16 protein-coding genes and 1 riboswitch are annotated in these 17,771 nt (G+C 40.0%); of the genes, 1 reads left to right on the forward strand and 15 read right to left on the reverse strand.

All coding sequences use genetic code 11. From position 1 onward, the window contains the following. Positions 1-151 precede the first annotated feature (151 nt). Positions 152-270: riboswitch (FMN riboswitch) on the reverse strand. A gap of 138 nt (positions 271-408) precedes the next feature. The 13 genes from H8700_RS09775 to H8700_RS09835 all read right to left on the reverse strand — a co-directional run bounded on the left by H8700_RS09775 (position 409) and on the right by H8700_RS09835 (position 15,642). After that, positions 409-5,241 (reverse strand): PolC-type DNA polymerase III, encoded by a 4,833-nt coding sequence (locus H8700_RS09775; RefSeq protein ID WP_249305440.1) that lies wholly within the window; start codon positions 5,239-5,241, stop codon positions 409-411. A 65-nt stretch (positions 5,242-5,306) separates the two neighbouring features. Beyond that, on the reverse strand, positions 5,307-6,380 hold the full coding sequence (ispG, locus tag H8700_RS09780; protein ID WP_249305442.1) for a flavodoxin-dependent (E)-4-hydroxy-3-methylbut-2-enyl-diphosphate synthase: 1,074 nt from the start codon (positions 6,378-6,380) through the stop codon (positions 5,307-5,309). A 235-nt stretch (positions 6,381-6,615) separates the two neighbouring features. Next, positions 6,616-7,971 (reverse strand): RIP metalloprotease RseP, encoded by a 1,356-nt coding sequence (rseP, locus tag H8700_RS09785; RefSeq protein WP_249305444.1) that lies wholly within the window; start codon positions 7,969-7,971, stop codon positions 6,616-6,618. A gap of 21 nt (positions 7,972-7,992) precedes the next feature. Then, positions 7,993-9,138 carry a 1-deoxy-D-xylulose-5-phosphate reductoisomerase gene (locus tag H8700_RS09790; RefSeq protein ID WP_249305446.1) on the reverse strand — a complete coding sequence of 382 codons (1,146 nt, stop codon included), beginning with the start codon at positions 9,136-9,138 and terminating at the stop codon, positions 7,993-7,995. Positions 9,139-9,156: 18 nt separating this feature from the next. Continuing rightward, positions 9,157-9,948, reverse strand: a complete 792-nt coding sequence (locus tag H8700_RS09795) for a phosphatidate cytidylyltransferase (RefSeq protein WP_249305448.1) — start codon at positions 9,946-9,948, stop codon at positions 9,157-9,159. 24 nt (positions 9,949-9,972) lie between these two features. Beyond that, complete coding sequence (gene uppS / locus H8700_RS09800) at positions 9,973-10,686, reverse strand: undecaprenyl pyrophosphate synthase (RefSeq protein WP_249305450.1); 714 nt, start codon at positions 10,684-10,686, stop codon at positions 9,973-9,975. A 172-nt stretch (positions 10,687-10,858) separates the two neighbouring features. Next, positions 10,859-11,413 (reverse strand): ribosome recycling factor, encoded by a 555-nt coding sequence (gene frr / locus H8700_RS09805; protein WP_249305452.1) that lies wholly within the window; start codon positions 11,411-11,413, stop codon positions 10,859-10,861. Positions 11,414-11,460: 47 nt separating this feature from the next. Then, positions 11,461-12,165 carry a UMP kinase gene (pyrH, locus tag H8700_RS09810; protein WP_249305455.1) on the reverse strand — a complete coding sequence of 235 codons (705 nt, stop codon included), beginning with the start codon at positions 12,163-12,165 and terminating at the stop codon, positions 11,461-11,463. An 11-nt stretch (positions 12,166-12,176) separates the two neighbouring features. Further along, a complete protein-coding gene (locus tag H8700_RS09815; RefSeq protein ID WP_249305458.1) occupies positions 12,177-13,067 on the reverse strand; it encodes a polymer-forming cytoskeletal protein in 891 nt (296 codons plus the stop codon). 235 nt (positions 13,068-13,302) lie between these two features. Then, complete coding sequence (locus H8700_RS09820; protein WP_249305462.1) at positions 13,303-13,779, reverse strand: HD domain-containing protein; 477 nt, start codon at positions 13,777-13,779, stop codon at positions 13,303-13,305. Between the two features lie 27 nt (positions 13,780-13,806). Then, positions 13,807-14,367 carry a hypothetical protein gene (locus H8700_RS09825; RefSeq protein ID WP_249305464.1) on the reverse strand — a complete coding sequence of 187 codons (561 nt, stop codon included), beginning with the start codon at positions 14,365-14,367 and terminating at the stop codon, positions 13,807-13,809. Further along, positions 14,358-14,789, reverse strand: a complete 432-nt coding sequence (locus tag H8700_RS09830; protein WP_022141156.1) for a J domain-containing protein — start codon at positions 14,787-14,789, stop codon at positions 14,358-14,360. The genes H8700_RS09825 and H8700_RS09830 overlap by 10 nt, the downstream gene beginning before the upstream one ends. A 1-nt stretch (position 14,790) precedes the next feature. Beyond that, complete coding sequence (locus tag H8700_RS09835; protein ID WP_249305466.1) at positions 14,791-15,642, reverse strand: DUF5685 family protein; 852 nt, start codon at positions 15,640-15,642, stop codon at positions 14,791-14,793. 128 nt (positions 15,643-15,770) lie between these two features. Between H8700_RS09835 and dtd the strand changes: the two genes are divergently transcribed. Next, on the forward strand, positions 15,771-16,229 hold the full coding sequence (dtd, locus tag H8700_RS09840) for a D-aminoacyl-tRNA deacylase (RefSeq protein ID WP_249305467.1): 459 nt from the start codon (positions 15,771-15,773) through the stop codon (positions 16,227-16,229). Between the two features lie 4 nt (positions 16,230-16,233). Here dtd and thiD read toward each other — a convergent pair whose 3' ends face one another. Both thiD and H8700_RS09850 read right to left on the reverse strand, forming a co-directional pair. Beyond that, positions 16,234-17,025, reverse strand: a complete 792-nt coding sequence (gene thiD / locus H8700_RS09845; protein ID WP_249305468.1) for a bifunctional hydroxymethylpyrimidine kinase/phosphomethylpyrimidine kinase — start codon at positions 17,023-17,025, stop codon at positions 16,234-16,236. An 80-nt stretch (positions 17,026-17,105) separates the two neighbouring features. After that, complete coding sequence (locus H8700_RS09850; RefSeq protein WP_249305470.1) at positions 17,106-17,771, reverse strand: HAD family hydrolase; 666 nt, start codon at positions 17,769-17,771, stop codon at positions 17,106-17,108.

Raw genomic sequence — 17,771 nt, forward strand, 5'->3', positions numbered from 1 at the left:
AATATGCAAAGCCGGCATTTTTCATTTCATGAACATCTAACCATTCACGGAAAAATCCACTACTGTGCGAGCATGTTTTCATAAACAAAAAAGACTCTGAGAATTCTACTCAGAGCCTGTTCGTTTTATAAAATCATACAATAAAATGAACAAAAATCTTCTTTCATCCAGACTATACTGTTGGTACCGGAGTTTCACCGGTTCAGCCGATCATCTCGGTTCGCGGACTGTACCGCCAGTGGGGAATCACACCCCGCCCTGAAGAATTTTCTTTTTTAAACAAATGTTATTATAACATATGTATTATTCCGTTGCAAGTGCCGAAAAAAGAATGTATCATCTCTCAAAAGGGCAATTGTATTTTCATTTCAACTGCCATGAAAATGGATCACTCTGCCAAAAGAGCAGTTACATTTCCATAAAATCGAGTAAAGAGATCTGGTTCGTATGGGGAAGATCTCCCATCAAGCCAAGCTTTGCCATACTTTCTACGGTATTAGCACTGACTTTACAGCGGTTTTTAAAGTCTTCTCTCGATAAGAATTTACCTTTACTTGCTTCATCTTCTATCATTTCCGCTGCTTTGTCACCCAGACCATCGATCGTTGCAAATGACGGCATCAGCTTGCCGTCAACGATCTGAAAGCGGTTTGCTTTTGCACGATAAATATCAATCTTTACAAATTCAAAACCACGGGCATACATTTCCTGTACGATCTTCATATCTTCTAATGTGCCTTTTTCTTTATCGGACAGTTCATTCTTCCGTTTATTATAATCATTGATATAATAATCCAGACGTTCTTTTCCCATACACATTAATTCATAGTTAAAGCAGGTTGCACGGATACTAAAATACGCTGCATAATAGGATAATGGATAATGCACCTTAAAATACGCAACACGAAGTGCCATCATAACATATGCTGCCGCATGTGCTTTCGGAAACATGTATTTGATCTTTTTGCAGGATTCAATATACCAGTCCGGTACATTACATGCTCTCATATCGTCTTCCATATCCTGTGTCAGCCCTTTTCCTTTTCGTACACTCTCCATGATCTTAAACGAACGCTCATTTTCTACACCCATATGGATCAGATATATCATAATATCATCTCGCGTACAGATTGCCGAAGAAAGGGTACAGTCACCGGTACTGATATAATATTGTGCATTGTTTAACCACACATCCGTACCATGTGATAATCCCGAAATGCGCACCAGATCAGAAAAATTCTTTGGCTTAGCATCTAAAAGCATTCCGATAACAAACGGTGTACCAAACTCCGGCAGTCCAAGACAGCCAAGCGTACAGCCACCGATATCATCCGGTGTGATCCCAAGTGCCGAAGTGTTTTCAAACAAGGACAATACATCTGCATCATCCATACGAATCTTAGCGGCTTCTACTCCGGTCAGATCCTCAAGCATTCGGATCATTGTCGGATCCTGGTGTCCTAAGATATCTAATTTTAACAGGTTTGCATCAATCTTATGATAATCGAAATGCGTCGTAACAGTCTTAGTTGTCATATCATTTGCCGGATGCTGTACCGGAGTAAATGTATAGATTTCTTCGCCCATCGGAAGTACAACGATACCACCGGGATGCTGTCCGGTTGAACGTCTGACACCTTCACAGCCATGTGCGATACGCTCAATCTCAGCACTTCTTTTGGAAATTTCTCTTTCTTCACAATATTTTTTAACATATCCGTAAGCAGTCTTTTCTGCCAGCGTACCAACCGTACCGGCACGGAATGTATGTCCTGCTCCAAAGATGATCTCGGTATAATCATGTGCATTACTCTGGTACTCACTCGAAAAGTTTAAGTCAATATCCGGCTCTTTGTCTCCCTTAAATCCAAGAAATGTCTCAAAAGGAATATCATGTCCGTCTTTTTCTAACATCTCGCCACATTGCGGGCAGACACGATCCGGCATATCACAGGCAGAGTTGCCTGAAAAAGCTTTGACTTCCTCGGAATCAAAATCCACAAAATGACACTTCTTACAATAATAATGTGCCGGTAATGGATTGATTTCGGTAATACCTGACATCGTTGCGACAAACGATGAACCGACCGAACCTCTCGATCCAACCAGATAGCCGTCTTCGTTGGATTTCCATACCAACTTCTGGGCAATAATATACATAACGGCATATCCGTTGCTAATGATCGAGTTCAATTCTCGTTCCAGTCGTTCTACTACGATTGGTGGCAGATCCTTGCCATAAATCGCATGTGCACGATTATAACAGATATCTCGCAAGTCCTGATCGGAATTCTCAATCTCAGGCGGGCATTTCCGTGGGCTGCATGGCTGGATCTTATCGATCATATCCGCGATCAGATTCGTATTCGTAATAACGATCTCTTCTGCTTTCTTAGCACCCAGATATTGGAATTCCGCTAACATTTCTTCTGTCGTTCTAAAATAAAGCGGTGCCTGATCATCTGCATCGGCAAAGCCTTTTCCCGCCATAATGATCCTGCGGTATACTTCATCTTCCGGTTCCATAAAATGCACATCACAGGTAGCTACAACTAACTTACCGTAAGTTTCTCCTAATTGCACGATCTTACGGTTAATCTCCATCAGATCATTCTCATCCTGAATCTGCGGATACTTCTTTTCATCGCGGATCATAAATTCATTATTGCCAAGCGGCTGGATCTCGTAATAATCATAAAACTTCGCTAAACGGTCAATTTCTTCATCCGGTCTCTCCTGTAAAAATGCCTGATACAGTTCTCCGGCTTCGCAGGCCGATCCGATCATCAGCCCCTCTGACCATTCCAGATACAGGCTCTTTGGAAGCTTTGGTCTGCGGTTAAAGAAGCGCAAATGGGATTCCGAAACCAAACGATACAGATTAACACGTCCGGTCTCATTTTTTGCAAGAATCACGGCATGATACGATGGCATTTTGCGGATCGTGTCATCATCCGGTACACCAAATGCATTTAACTTTTCTAATGTATCAATCTCTTTTTCTTTTAGCCGGTCAACAAGCTTAACAAAGATTTCTGCGGTTGCGGTTGCGTCATCTACGGCACGATGATGGTTTTCTAAAGATACTCCCAGTTTCTTTGCAACAGTGTCAAGCTTATAACGCTTCAGATCTTTTAATAACGCTCTGGATAAAGCAACGGTATCGATCACGGTAAAATCGGTTTCGATTCCCTGATCTTTGGCTTTTTGGCGGATAAAGCTGATATCAAATCCGGCATTATGCGCTACCATAACCGAACCTTTACAAAATTCCAGAAATTCCGGTAAAACTTCCTGAATCGTTCTGGCATGTGCAACCATCGTATCATTAATTCCTGTCAGTTCCTGGATCGTATACGGAATCGGACATTTTGGATTGACAAATTCACTAAAAGTCTCCTGAAAAACACCGTTAACAACACGGATAGCACCGATTTCTATGATCTCACTGCTTTTTGCACCAAATCCGGTTGTCTCTAAATCAAATACCACAAAACTTCCATCGATCGACTGTCCTTTATTATTCTCAACAATCTCAAACAGATCATCTACAAGATAGGCTTCTACACCATAAAGCATTTTAAACTCTTCTTTTGGATCCACTTCATGATCTGCATCCGGGAATGCCTGCACAACACCATGATCTGTGATCGCAAGTGCTTTATGTCCCCAGCTTTTTGCCTGTTTGACAAAATCCCTGACCGGAACAACCGAATCCATTTCACTCATCTGCGTATGGGCATGCAGTTCTACTCTCTTTTGTCCTTCATATTGATCCATTCTTTTGACTCTGGTATCTTTTCCGGGCTTGATTCCTTTGACAGAAGTGATCGTAATTTCACGGCTGTACCGGTCAAACATCGGATTTCCTTTTAACTTTAAGAACTTTCCGACTTTGATATTCGAACGCATCAATTCGAGTTCTTCTTTATCAATAAAAATCTTTGCCATAATCGAATCCGTAAAATCAGAAATATTAAACATATAGATTACCTTTTCATTTCGTATCTCACGTTCTTCTACACTGACTACCATACCCTCGATCACAACTTCATCGATCTCATCCTGAATATCAGCAATCTTTACATGTTCTCCATCGCAATTTCTTCCATAAAAGCAATCTTCATCGATATTTCCCTGTCCCCATTTGGATCTTCCTTTACCTTTAAAACCATTCTGATATCCGTTTTGTCTGCCGTTTCCAGATGATTTCTTTTCGGTCTTTCCAGCTGAAAACTGTTTTTTAGATCCGGCTGTATTATCTTTCTTTACTGTCTTTGCAACATTCTTTGTTTCTTTTGATTTCGAAGCACTTTGGGCTGTATCGGCTGTATCAAATCCCATCATCGCATTTTGGGCATTGTCTGTCGTATCAAAGCCCATCATTACATTTCCGGCACTGTCAGAATCGTCAAAGCCCATCATTACATTTCCGGCACTACCGGAAGCATCATAACCTGACATTGCATTTTCGGAACCATTTGCTGTAGCAAATCCCTGCATCGCAGCATTCTGTACTACCATACTTTCCATGTCTCTTGCACTTTCCTGTGCAGCCATAAATGCTTCCTGATCTTCCATATTGCCATTTGCCTGTTGCAAGACATCCTCTGCTGCAAATTGCTGTTTTCTTCCTGCTTTTTTCTTGCGGTACTCTTCTAAATCGGTAATACGGCTGCTTGCAAAAGAACCCTGTGCTGTTCTGGTATAGACTTCATATCCTTCGTTCTCTTTTTGTTCTACTTCCAATGAATAATCAACCGAAACAGAAACAAGATATCCTGCTTTTTGCCTAAAGATTTGTGCAACGGTATCACAAAATTCCTGTTCTCTGGCTTGAAACAGCATATCTTTTTCACATAGCAAAAGAAAGCTGTTCTCTTCCATCTCTACCTTGCCACGATAGACCATGTTAAAAAGCAATACATTTTTTTCTTTGAGCAATAATAAGATACTGTCTTTGTATTCTTCCCAGAAAATAGTCGGCGAATAGGCATCGGATAAAGCAAACTCTTCTTTGATCTCAACTTTCACTCCGGTACATTCTAACTTAGACGCGATCGCATTTCTTAAAAGCATGATCTCACGATATGCAATAACATGAGAGCAGGTCAGATATACGGTTACGATTCCTTCCTGCTTAGATAAGACGACTCTTTTGACGATTACATCGGCAAAAATCTTCTTTTGTCTATCCGTCAGATTTAATCCTTCAAATGTGTCTAATACACCCTTGTCCATCTTGTAATAACTCCTCTTTTCCTATGCACGTTGTGCTTGCACATTACGCTAAAAATCCCCTTTTTCTAAAAAAACTTTCCTTTTTTTGCGATCTTATCCAATTCTGTTTTTAATGCATCTAATAATTGATCTTCCGGTACTTTTGCGATCACTTCGCCTTTTTTGATCAAAAGGCCTTCTCCTTTTCCTCCTGCTATACCAAGATCGGCTTCTTTTGCTTCTCCCGGTCCGTTTACAACACATCCCATCACGGCAACCTTAATATCCAGATCCAGATCAGATACCATCTTTTCTACTTTACCGGCAAGACCGATCAAATCGATCTGTGTACGTCCACAGGTCGGACATGATACTACGGTCACGCCTCCTTTACGAAGACCAAGACTCTTTAAGATCAATTTTGCCGAACGAATCTCTTCCACTGGATCACCGGTCAGTGATACACGGATCGTATCGCCAATTCCCTGATATAAGATATTCCCAAGACCGATTGCTGATTTGATATTACCGGCAATCAATGAACCGGATTCTGTGACTCCTACATGCAGCGGATAATTTGTCTGCTTGACGATCAGTTCATGCGCTTTGATACACATTAACACATCCGATGATTTAATACTGATCACCAGATTGTCATATCCCATCTCTTCGATCATAGCAACCTTATCTAACGCACTCTCAACCAGACCTTCTGCTGTCACCTGACCATACTTTTCTACGATCTCTTTTTCCAATGAACCGCTGTTTACACCGACACGGATCGGTATATTACGTTCTTTTGCGGTATCCACAACTGCCTGTACACGTTCTTTCGAACCGATATTCCCCGGATTGATACGAATCTTATCTGCACCATTTTCCATTGCAGCAATTGCAAGGCGGTAATCAAAATGAATATCCGCAACCAACGGAATATGAATCTGCTGTTTGATCTTGGCTAATGCTTTTGCTGCTTCCATCGTTGGCACAGCACAACGGATGATATCACAGCCTGCCTTCTCTAAAGCAAGAATCTGCTTTACCGTGGCATCAATATCTTCTGTCTTTGTATTGGTCATAGACTGGATTGCGATCGGATTGCCACCTCCGATCTTACGGTCACCAATCTGTACTACCTTTGTCTGCTCTCTTTGCGTCATACCATTTTTCCTCCTCTATTCTTCTACTTCTGTTGCTATTTTTTTCTTTTACTATTGCATCGATCCTGAACCGGTCTTTTTTGCAATAACAATTGTTATCTGTCTTTTTCTTCCGCTATCACATCAACACAATCTTCTTTTGTATCCCGTCTGTTGACAAAAAGCCAAATGTGAACGAAGCCACATTTGACTTTTTAAGAAATACCTCATACTTATCAGCACTTTTTACCAGATATTAATGTAAGATCTTAATAATGTCATTATACATGACAAATACCATAAATAACATCAAAATCACAAAACCGGCAAAATGTACATAGCCTTCTTTGTCTCTGTCGATCGGTTTTCCTCTGACTGCTTCGATCAGGATAAATACCAGACGGCCTCCGTCGAGTGCCGGTAATGGCAGCAGGTTCATAACACCAAGGTTTGCACTTAAAAGGACTGCCATATACAGCATATTCATCACGACAGCTTTCATTCCGTAGTCAACACTTTGTTCCATCACATTTCCGACTGTATCAACTATACCAACCGGACCGGAAAGCTGTTTGACACTTAGCTGGCCGGTCACAAGCTGTCCTAAACTTGCGATTGTTGTCTCGATCCAGTATTTAACTTCGATCAGACTGTATTTTAATACCACCAATGCATTAGAGCCATTTTTATACGTTGATGCGACAAAACCAAGCGTCTTGCTTTCACTGGCTTTTGGCTTGATCTGATAGTTCTTTGTTGATCCGTTTCTTTCTATTTCAAAAGAAATCTCATTCCCATCTTTATTATATTTATCAATCGTCTGTGCTAACTCTGCACCATTGGATACCTTTTCACCATTGACTGCTGTAATAATATCGCCCTGTTTGATCCCTGCTTTTTCAAACGGAGAATCTTCGGAAACAGAGGAAACTTCTGCTTTGTCTGTCTTTTGTGCCGAATAAGAGAATCCAAATAAATGTGTCTTATAGGTCGGATCATATGTGATCGTCTTTTCTTTTCCCTCTCTTTCGACAACAAGTCTAACATCCCCTGATAATGGATGAAGCTGCAAATAGGTGTCTAATTCCCTGCCAATAGAAATCTTATGTCCGTTAATGCTTTTTACACGGTCGTTTTTCTTTAGATCCGTCTGGCTTGCCGGCTGCTTGTCATAAATATAATTTACGATTGGATAGTCAATACCGGTATTGGCAATAATAATGATCGCCACAATAAACGCAAAGATAAAGTTAAAAAACGGTCCTGCAAAAATCACCGAAAAACGTGCCCATTTTCCCTTGCTGTTAAAAGAGTTTTCAGAAGTATCATCCTCGTCTTCTCCTACCATTGCACACGAGCCGCCAAGTGGTAGAATTTTCCAGGAATATTTTGTAACATCTGCCCATTCTTCTGTATTTTCAAAGATCTTTTGTGAACATAAAAGCTTCACTTTCCAGCCACTTGATGTCTTTGCGATCGTGATCAGTCTCGGACCCATTCCTACACTAAATTCAGGCACACCGATCCCATTCTTTTTGGCAAGCAGAAAATGCCCCAGCTCATGTGCAACTACAATAACTGTAAATATCAATAACGCTACGATAATATTCATTCGTCTACCTCTCTGTCTCTTTTAGCAAAATTTCTGATCGATCTTTTGATATACTTCCTGCTCTACCGCTAAGATTTCATCCAAAGAAGGATTTTTGATCACCTGATGTTCCTGACATACTTCTTCAATAATATCTGCCATTGTCAGATATGAAATCTTCTTTTGTAAGAAAAGCGCCACACTACGCTCATTGGCTGCATTAAAAACAGTTGGAAGACTTCCCCCAATCTTTCCGGCTTCATATGCTAACTTTAAGCCACGGAATGTCTCCATATCCGGCTGTTCAAACGTAATTGAAGAAATGGTCTTAAAATCCAGCGGTTTGCCAATGCGTTTCCTGCGCTGTGGATAACATAACGCATATTGGATCGGCAGACACATATCCGGTGTACCAAGCTGTGCCATTACAGCACCATCTTTAAATTCTACCATGGAATGAATAATACTTTGTGGCTGTAATACAACTTCTATCTGATCAAATGCTACATCAAAAAGCCATTTTGCCTCGATCACTTCCAATCCTTTATTCACCATTGTTGAAGAATCGATCGTGATCTTATTTCCCATAGACCAGTTCGGATGTTTTAAAGCATCTTCTACCGTAACATCTTCTAAATCTTTTCTTTTCTTTCCACGGAATGGTCCTCCTGATGCTGTCAGAATAATTTTTTCAATTTCGCTATGATGCTCTCCGTTCAGACATTGAAATATAGCTGCATGCTCACTGTCTACCGGCAAAAAAGCAACTCCCATCTTCTCCACTAACGGCATAATAATATGCCCGGCTGTCACTAAGGTTTCTTTGTTTGCAAAAGCAATATCTTTTTTTGCTTTGATTGCTTCGATCACCGGACGGATACCGATCATGCCAACAACAGCAGCAACTACAATATTTCCTGCTGTTAATGTGGCACAAGCAATCAATCCATCCATACCGGTTACTACTTTTGTCTTAGAACCTAAAAGCTGCTTTTCTAATGCAACCGCTTTTGCTTCATCATAGACACAGACAAGTTCCGGTGCAAATTCATCAATCTGCTGCTTTAACAATGTGATATTACTATGTGCTGCCAACGAGACCACTTTCATGTCCGGATTGCGTCTGACAACTTCTAAGGTCTGTGTTCCGATCGAACCGGTAGAACCTAAAAGCATAATATTTTTCATAATATTCTTCCTTTCCTGCTACAGACCAAAAAATGAAACCAGATAAAAGACAATCGGTGCAATAAAGATAATACTGTCAAAACGATCTAAAATACCACCATGTCCCGGAATCAGATTACCATAATCTTTAATTTCATGATTTCTCTTGATCGCCGATGCTGTCAGATCACCAATCTGTGAAATAACAGATGAGATGGCACCGATCACGGCAAACTGCCACCAATAATCAGTATTCTTAAAGAAGGCTAATGCAAATAAAAATCCGATCAATGCTGCTCCGATAATACCGCCAAGACAACCTTCGATCGTTTTATTCGGGCTTAACTTTGATGGAAGCTTATGCTTTCCAAGCAGCTTTCCAACACAATAAGCACAGGTGTCTGATCCCCATGCTCCGATAAAGATCAGCCATACATATAAAATACCATTCTGTACAAAACGTACTTTAAATACAAACGAAAGCATGACGGTAACATAGATCAGGCCAAAGAACAACATCGTCATCTGTTCCGAGTTGTATTTCGGATATGCAATGACATAACATGCCATCAGTACCATCAATGAAGCGATCAGCCACATCAACAGATATTCATAATAATTATCAAGGATTAAAATATCAATCACAATGCTTGACAGATATCCTACAACAGCAGGAAGTGTCTTTTCCATGCCTACGGCACGATATAATTCAAAAAGACCGATCACGGAAATCGCCGTGATCACCCAGAATAAAGGAAAACCGCCATTGACCATCAAAGCGATCGTAATTGCCATCAATACAATGCCACTTATTAATCTTGTCTTAAACATAATTACCTCCATCCAATCTCATTTTTATATGCCACCGAAACGTCTGTCGCGTTTGCAATAAAAATCAATTGCTTTTTCCAAATCTTTTTTCGAAAAATCCGGCCAAAGCACATCTGTAAAATAAAATTCTGCATAGGCTAACTGCCATAACAGATAATTGGATAATCTCTGCTCGCCACTTGTGCGTATCATCAGATCAGGATCCGGGATTCCCTTGGTATCCAGATAGTCAGCTACCAGAGTATCGTCAATCTTTTCCGGTGTTACTTTGCCATCATGGGCATCCTGTGCAATCTTTCTGACAGCACGCGTAATCTCATCCCGTCCACCATAATTTAATGCTACCTGAAAATGCAGACCGGTATTTTGTGCCGAATATTCTTCGAGTTCTTTTATTCTATCCTGTAAGTCCTGATCCAAACGGGAAATATCTCCGATCACACGAACCCGCATATTATTTTTCTTACTCGTTTTCAGACAGTCGGAGAGATATTGATGTAACAGTTTCATCAACGCATCTACTTCTGACTGTGGACGAGACCAGTTCTCAGTCGAGAAAGCATACATCGTGACATATTCCACTCCCATGTCCCAGGCTGCTTTACATATCTTCTCGACGTTCTTACTTCCAGCCGCATGACCGGCATTTCTTGGAAGCAGTCTTTTTTTCGCCCATCGTCCATTGCCATCTAAAATGATCGCAATGTGTCTTGGAATCTTTCTTTCTTTTTCAGACATCTTCATTCCATCCTTTTATCTTTGTTTTCATTTGTCTCTTTTCGCAAAAAAGCTGCATCTTCAGCACTTTATCAATAGATTTCTATGCGTATTGTCTCTTTCCACTAAAAAGGGCAAAACAAGCGTTTTGCCCTTTATCTGTATAACCCAAAAGGAAACAAACGAATAATTACTACACTGTCATGATCTCTTTGGATTTATCTTCTACCATTGTATCAATTTTGGCTATAAACTCATCTGTCATTTTCTGGATCTCATCTTCTGCATCCTTCTGTTCGTCCTCTGATATCTCATTGGCTTTCTGCTGCTTCTTGATCATATCATTTGCATCACGACGAATATTACGGATCGCTACCTTCGCACCTTCACCTTTTTTCTTCACATCCTTGACAAGCTCTTTACGACGCTCTTCTGTCAGTTCCGGGAAAGAAAGGCGGATCACTTTACCATCGTTATTTGGTGTAATGCCGATATCCGATACCATGATCGCTTTTTCGATCTCTTTGATCAGACTGGCTTCCCATGGCTGGATCACTAAAGTACGTGCTTCTGATACCGAGATATTTGCAACTGACTGTAAATTCGTTGGCTGTCCATAATAATCTACTGTAATCTTATCTAAAATATGTGGGTTGGCTCTTCCGGCACGTATTGATGTATACTCACTTGCCAGACTATCAATTGACTTACCCATTTTTTCTTTGTATTCCTTTAATTCAACACTCATGATTTCCTCCAATTTATCAGCATGATTGCTGTATTTCATTTATTTAGCTATGCCGTTACCAAAGTTCCTTTGGTAACTCCCTTTACGGTATTTACAATACTGTCTTTCTCATTCAGTCCAAAGATCATCATTGGCATATGATTTTCCATACAAAGTACGGCAGCTGCCAGATCGATCACACCAAGACGTTTATTGATCACTTCATCAATACTGATCTCATCAAACTTCTTTGCATCCGGATTGACTGCCGGATCAGAATCATAAACACCATCAATTGATTTACCGGATAAAATTACATCAGCTTCGATTTCAACAGCACGAAGTACCGTAGCCGTATCCGTTGAAAAATACGGATGCCCTGTACCGCCTGCAAAAAAGACAACCATGCCTTTTTCAAAATATTTGTTTGCTCTGTCTTTTGAAAAAAGCTTTGTCATAGAACCGCATTCAAACGGTGTTAATACGTTTGTCTTAATCCCGACACTGCGAAAGATCTCCGATACATAAATGCAATTCATAACCGTTGCAAGCATTCCGATCTGATCTGCTTTGGTACGGTCAATATTTTCGCTGGTACGTCCTCTCCAGAAATTTCCGCCTCCGGTTACAACGCCAACTTCAATTCCATCATCCACTAACTGCTTTACCTGTCTTGCCACTTCAAGGCAGGTTGCTTCATCAAAACCGGTCTTTTTGGATCCCGCTAAAGCTTCTCCGCTCAGTTTTAATAACACTCTCTTATATTCTGCCATTGTTATCTCCTTTATTTCTCATCAAAGAAATCATCTAAGTTGACACCTGCATAGTTTAATGAGCAATATCCGTCTACTACGGCACCATTGTTAACCTGAATAGATTTTGCCTTAATATTTCCTTTAATGATCGCTGTAGAATCTACTTCCACATGACCATTTACATCAATGTCACCTTTGACTGCACCGGCAATATAAGCGGATGTCGCATCTATATCACCAATGATCACAGTACCGACACCAATCTTTACTGTGCCCTCACTGCTAAGGCTTCCTTCCAGACGCTGTGTGCTTACATATACTTCTGAAGCAATAACATTACCGGATACCTGACCAATGATGGAAACTTTACCCTGACATTCCACATCACCGGTGATCACACCCATGACTTCCAAAGATCCATCAGAAGAAATACCGCCACGGATCGTTGTTCCGCTTGTGATCGTCGTAACCGTACCATTGTTTCTTTCACGATCCATCACTTCTTTTGCTTCTCTCATAATAGGATCGTTATCCGAACGGCTTGCAAAATCAGGCTTTGCTGCCGGTTCTGCCTTCTCGTCTTTTTCTTCTTTTGCTTCCGGTTCTGCTACGGATTCTTCCGGTACATCTTCTTCCACAGCCGGTACTTCCACTGTTTCTTCCATAGTATCCTGTGGTACGGCATCCTGTGTTTCTTCTTCACTATTTTCCTCTGGTGTATCTGTTTCCGATGTTTCTTCTGTATCATTATCATCACTTAACAGATCTTTCAACACATCATCTTCGGAAGTATTTGTGTCTTCTTTCTCATCACTTAGCATTTCATTTAACAATGCATCTGTCTCTGCATCATCACCCTCATCTGCAAAAATCTGACTTAACAAATCTTTATCTACATTTGCGTCATCAAAAGTACCCATGTGTTTTATCCTCCTCAATCATCGTAATTCAAATTTTTTACCCATATTACAAAATTATATCACAAAATAAATATCACGTCTATAATCTGTCTGAAAAAAGCATTAACCATACCTTTCAGTCGTTCTCTTGCATGCATGGCAGCCTGCACAATGATCTTTCGCTTTCATACATGCCCTTTTGCGGCAATAAAGCTGCTTTGCTTTTTTCTATAACTATGTAAAAAACGACCAAAGACTATTTGTCATGTCTTCTTTCCCTGACCGTTTCTCTTGTACTGCATACCTTGTCTGCCATACATACAAGCCAGGCTTCTTTACATCCCGGCGGAATCAGTGTCAATGGAAACATATGCCTTTGTATGATATTTTCTTCTTTCCTCGTCAGTATAAAATCCTGCTTTGCATTGCAAAGTGCAGCTGATGGATGAAAAAAACCATGTGGCCGCTTATGCTCATGTTCTTTATCGTGCCAGTCATATAAAAAATAATCATGCAAAAGAGCACCACGGATCAACGCTTTTTCATCTACATGCAAATGATATTTTTTAACCCAGTAATAACAGATATAAGCCACTCTCAGACTATGCACATAGATATTAATCTTTCCATGCTGGTAAAATGTTCTGCTCTTATTCATTCTGGAAGATGAACACACCTGACGCACCTCTTCCCAGAAAAAAGCTTTCTCTTTGGCAGATAATTTATTGCTCATATCCAAACTCCCATCTGTGCAACTGCCTTATTCATTGATCTTTAAATAATGACCATATTGCTGTTGAAAAAGAAAATATGCTTTATCAAAAAGAACCCAAAGAAGTTCTGCTGCCACAATACATATGATAGCAAAAACAGCCATATGTCCCGAAAAAAACGTATAGACAACAGACTTTTTAATCTGATCAAGACCGGTCAGATATTGCATCAATACCACAACAATCACAAGCATAGCATGATATACAACTCCTTTGATCCATATATGTCCTTTCACCAAAAATGAAGTCTGTCCCTGCTCTTCTTTTTCCTGTATCCTTTCTGCTAAAAGTACATAGACGCAAAATCCAAAAAAAGTTACCAGATACAGCTTTTGTGGCGAAAGGATCAATCCAATAATCGTTGTTCCTATTACAAAAATCATCGCTTTTACAAGCGAAAGATTTCTTTCAACACAACCTGCAAGAAACGAAGCGGCTGCTAAAAAAAAAATCGTACTTACATCAAAATAACATCCAATCAAAATAAAGACGATAGCAACTGCCATCAGCATCCCCATATAGGCGATTTCTTTTGATCTTATATGCATGAGCAAAGATCACCTCCCATACATTCGCACAGCGTATCGGCACACCAGAGGTCACAACATAAATTGCCGGTTCCACAGCCACCATTTCCGGTATTATAAGGATTTCTTCCATATCCGTTTCCATAATACTGGTATTGCTGTTGGTTACTCTGACTGCCACCCTGCTGACGGTAACCACCCTGCTGATAATATCCCTGTCCGCTCTGTGATGACTGCTGATAGCTGCCATTTCCGGTTCTCTGGTTCATGATCTGCTGATATGCTTCCTGTACTTCTTTAAATTTTTCTTCTGCAAGGCCTGCTAACGGATTATCCACATAACCGTCAGGATGATATTTGCGGCTCAACTCTCGGTATGCCCTTTTTACTTCATCATCTGATGCATTCGACGGTACGCCAAGTACCTCATATGGATCTCTCATTTCATTGTTCCTCCTGTAAATTCATTTGTTTTTTCTTTTTTTCGGTCTGAATATCGTCAAAGCGATTCCAGACACCTGCATATAATATATTTCCTAAAATATCTTTATATTCCAGACAGGGCAGCATCTGGTATGCTGCTGCAGCTTCTTCCATTTCATGTAATAAAAGCTGCTCTGTTTTTTGTTCAAAATCCTCCTGCCTGCTTATCGCAAGCAATGGATTATAGCACCCTTTCTGCTGATCTTTTTCCAGATCATCATAGGCATCCATAATATAGATAAAACGTCCCAGATGATATCCTAACGTTTTTAAATATTCTTCCATATAACCTTTGCGGTAAACAAAAAGTTCTTCCATCAGCCTGCCAAAACAGTCTGCCACTTTCAAGATATCTGTTTCGTCTGCCTGCTCAAGCTGATGCAGACGTGTAAGCTCTCTGCGGACTGCCTGATCCTGCCTTTGATACCGTTTAGAAGCTTTCTTCATCTTTCCTTTATAGCATTGCATACCTGCCAACGCCTTTTTGGACTTCTCATCTGCACTGTCATCCTGAAAATGATAATACGTTAAGATCATATTCAGCCCGGCTGCATATTCCGACATCTCATTGGTGATCATCCTATGCTTTTTTGCCGGATGTACGATACAGTGTTTCTTCTCTTCGTGTATGGCACTGTCATAGACAGACGATAACAAGATCACTAAAAATGTCATGTCATAAGTTAATGTCATCTGCCCTAAGAAGCCATATTTTTGTTTTAAGATATGACAAAGTCCACAATAAAAACCATGATAGGTTTCATAATCTTTGACCTTCATTTCGGCCTTGCGGATACGAACATAACCAAACATAGTATTCTCCATCCTATTTTCTTTTCATTTTTTGTATGATACCATAAAAATATGATATGATACAAAAAAACACAAAAAAATAACATAATGTTAAGATAACACAAAGGATAATAAGGAGGAAAACGATTATGCGCTTTGTAATCCAAAGAGTAAACCATGCATCCGTTGCAATAGACGGCGAGACGATCGGTTCTATTAAAAAAGGATATCTGGTATTGATCGGTATCAGCCAGACGGATACGGAAGAAATTGCGGATAAAATGATCCAAAAAATGATCCGGCTCAGGATCTTTTCTGATGAAAATGACAAAATCAATCTTGCCTTAAATGACATACAGGGCGGATTACTTTTAATCTCGCAATTCACCCTGTATGCAGATTGTAAAAAAGGCAACCGACCTTCCTTTTTCCAAGCTGGAAAACCCGATATGGCAAATGCTCTTTATGAATATATCATTAAAAAATCATCCGAATATGTTTCCACTGTCGAAACCGGACAATTCGGTGCCGATATGAAGATTGACTTAGAAAATGATGGTCCGTTTACAATTGTCTTAGATTCTGACGAACTTTTTCCGGTAAAATAAATGATTATTTCTGATCAGTGATTGAAAAGGCATGATTCATCGGACCATTTCCCTGCCCAAGATCCAGCATGGCAGCTAAAGCAAGTGAAATGTAATTTTTTGCTTTTTCGATTGAAATCTCCAAAGAATATCCTTTTGCCAGATTCGATGCGATCGCACTGGATAAAGTACATCCCGTACCATGTGTATTCGGATTATTGATCCGTTCTCCATAGAACCAGCTTATCTTTCCGTCTTTCCATAAAAGGTCATTGGCTTCATTTAATTGATGACCGCCTTTTAGAAGGACATTACAGCCAAACTTTGTTCCGATATACTCTGCTGCTTTTTCCATATCTTCCTGTGTTCTGATCGGCATACCGGCTAAAATTTCTGCTTCCGGGATATTTGGTGTTACCAGATAAGCCATTGGCAAAAGCTCTTTTTCCAATGTTTCGACTGCCTGATCCGCCAAAAGCTTCGAACCGCTTGTTGCAACCATCACAGGATCTACAATGATATTCTTTGCATGATACTTTTTTAATATCATTGCGATTACCTGTATCAATTCGACACCAGATACCATACCGATCTTAACGGCATCCGGAAAAATATCCGTAAAGATACTTTCTAACTGTTTTTCTAAGAAAGCAGGATCCACTTCCATAATTCCCGATACTCCGGTTGTATTTTGTGCTGTCAATGCTGTGACCGCACTCATTGCATAGACACCATGCATTGTCATTGTCTTAATATCTGCCTGAATACCTGCTCCTCCACAAGAATCACTTCCTGCAATCGTTAATGCTGTTTTCATGATCAAAACCTCTCTTTCTTCTATCATTTTTTATCTGATTTCTATGCTAAAATCGAATTAAGACCTACAAATCCGGTCTTTTAACTCTCTCTTGTTGCAAATTGATAAAATGTATCAAAATCTGTCAGATCTTTTAAATAAATATCGGCTTCTTTTTTTAATAATTCCTGATGTTCATCATTAGATGCATCATAAAGTGCTACTGTATGAAAACCTGCCTTCTTTGCAGTATGTAATGCATGATAGGCATCTTCAAACACCCATGTGTTTTCCAAAGTTGTACCAATTCTTTTCATGGCTTCCAGATAGACATCCGGCTCAATCTTTCCTACTCCGGCTTCTAAGCAGGTTACTGTCGTATCAAAATACGAAAGCAAATGCAATCTTGATAAACCGGCTTCTAAAAGCTTTCTGTCACTTGATGTTGCTAATGCAATCGCAATGTCCTTTTCTTTTAACTTCCGTAAGAAATTTTCTACATTAGCTTTTGCCGGAATACTTTCTTTATAATGTTTATAAACAACATCGATCACGCCTTGCATTACTTCCTCCATTGTCATCGGCAGATCATAAGCATCTCTCATATACTCTGCTCCTGCCATCATAGATTTGTCAAATAAGATTTTTTGCAAGTCTGACCTTGGCTTCTTTCCGTTGGCTTCTAAGAAAAGTGCCCCTGCATTATGCCATATTGGCATGGAATCTATCAAAACTCCATCCATATCAAAAATTGCACCATTTATCAT

The sequence above is a fragment of the Jutongia hominis genome (assembly GCF_014384965.1).
Lineage (GTDB): Bacteria > Bacillota > Clostridia > Lachnospirales > Lachnospiraceae > Butyribacter > Butyribacter hominis.

Bases quoted from the DNA above. Each gene is read 5' to 3' on its own strand.
- H8700_RS09775 (WP_249305440.1), bottom strand. From the start codon at position 5,241: ATGGACAAGGGTGTATTAGACACATTTGAAGGATTAAATCTGACGGAT.
- ispG (WP_249305442.1), bottom strand. From the start codon at position 6,380: ATGACGCAAAGAGAGCAGACAAAGGTAGTACAGATTGGTGACCGTAAG.
- rseP (WP_249305444.1), bottom strand. From the start codon at position 7,971: ATGAATATTATCGTAGCGTTATTGATATTTACAGTTATTGTAGTTGCA.
- H8700_RS09790 (WP_249305446.1), bottom strand. From the start codon at position 9,138: ATGAAAAATATTATGCTTTTAGGTTCTACCGGTTCGATCGGAACACAG.
- H8700_RS09795 (WP_249305448.1), bottom strand. From the start codon at position 9,948: ATGTTTAAGACAAGATTAATAAGTGGCATTGTATTGATGGCAATTACG.
- uppS (WP_249305450.1), bottom strand. From the start codon at position 10,686: ATGTCTGAAAAAGAAAGAAAGATTCCAAGACACATTGCGATCATTTTA.
- frr (WP_249305452.1), bottom strand. From the start codon at position 11,413: ATGAGTGTTGAATTAAAGGAATACAAAGAAAAAATGGGTAAGTCAATT.
- pyrH (WP_249305455.1), bottom strand. From the start codon at position 12,165: ATGGCAGAATATAAGAGAGTGTTATTAAAACTGAGCGGAGAAGCTTTA.
- H8700_RS09815 (WP_249305458.1), bottom strand. From the start codon at position 13,067: ATGGGTACTTTTGATGACGCAAATGTAGATAAAGATTTGTTAAGTCAG.
- H8700_RS09820 (WP_249305462.1), bottom strand. From the start codon at position 13,779: ATGAGCAATAAATTATCTGCCAAAGAGAAAGCTTTTTTCTGGGAAGAG.
- H8700_RS09825 (WP_249305464.1), bottom strand. From the start codon at position 14,367: ATGCATATAAGATCAAAAGAAATCGCCTATATGGGGATGCTGATGGCA.
- H8700_RS09830 (WP_022141156.1), bottom strand. From the start codon at position 14,789: ATGAGAGATCCATATGAGGTACTTGGCGTACCGTCGAATGCATCAGAT.
- H8700_RS09835 (WP_249305466.1), bottom strand. From the start codon at position 15,642: ATGTTTGGTTATGTTCGTATCCGCAAGGCCGAAATGAAGGTCAAAGAT.
- dtd (WP_249305467.1), top strand. From the start codon at position 15,771: ATGCGCTTTGTAATCCAAAGAGTAAACCATGCATCCGTTGCAATAGAC.
- thiD (WP_249305468.1), bottom strand. From the start codon at position 17,025: ATGAAAACAGCATTAACGATTGCAGGAAGTGATTCTTGTGGAGGAGCA.
- H8700_RS09850 (WP_249305470.1), bottom strand. From the start codon at position 17,771: ATGATAAATGGTGCAATTTTTGATATGGATGGAGTTTTGATAGATTCC.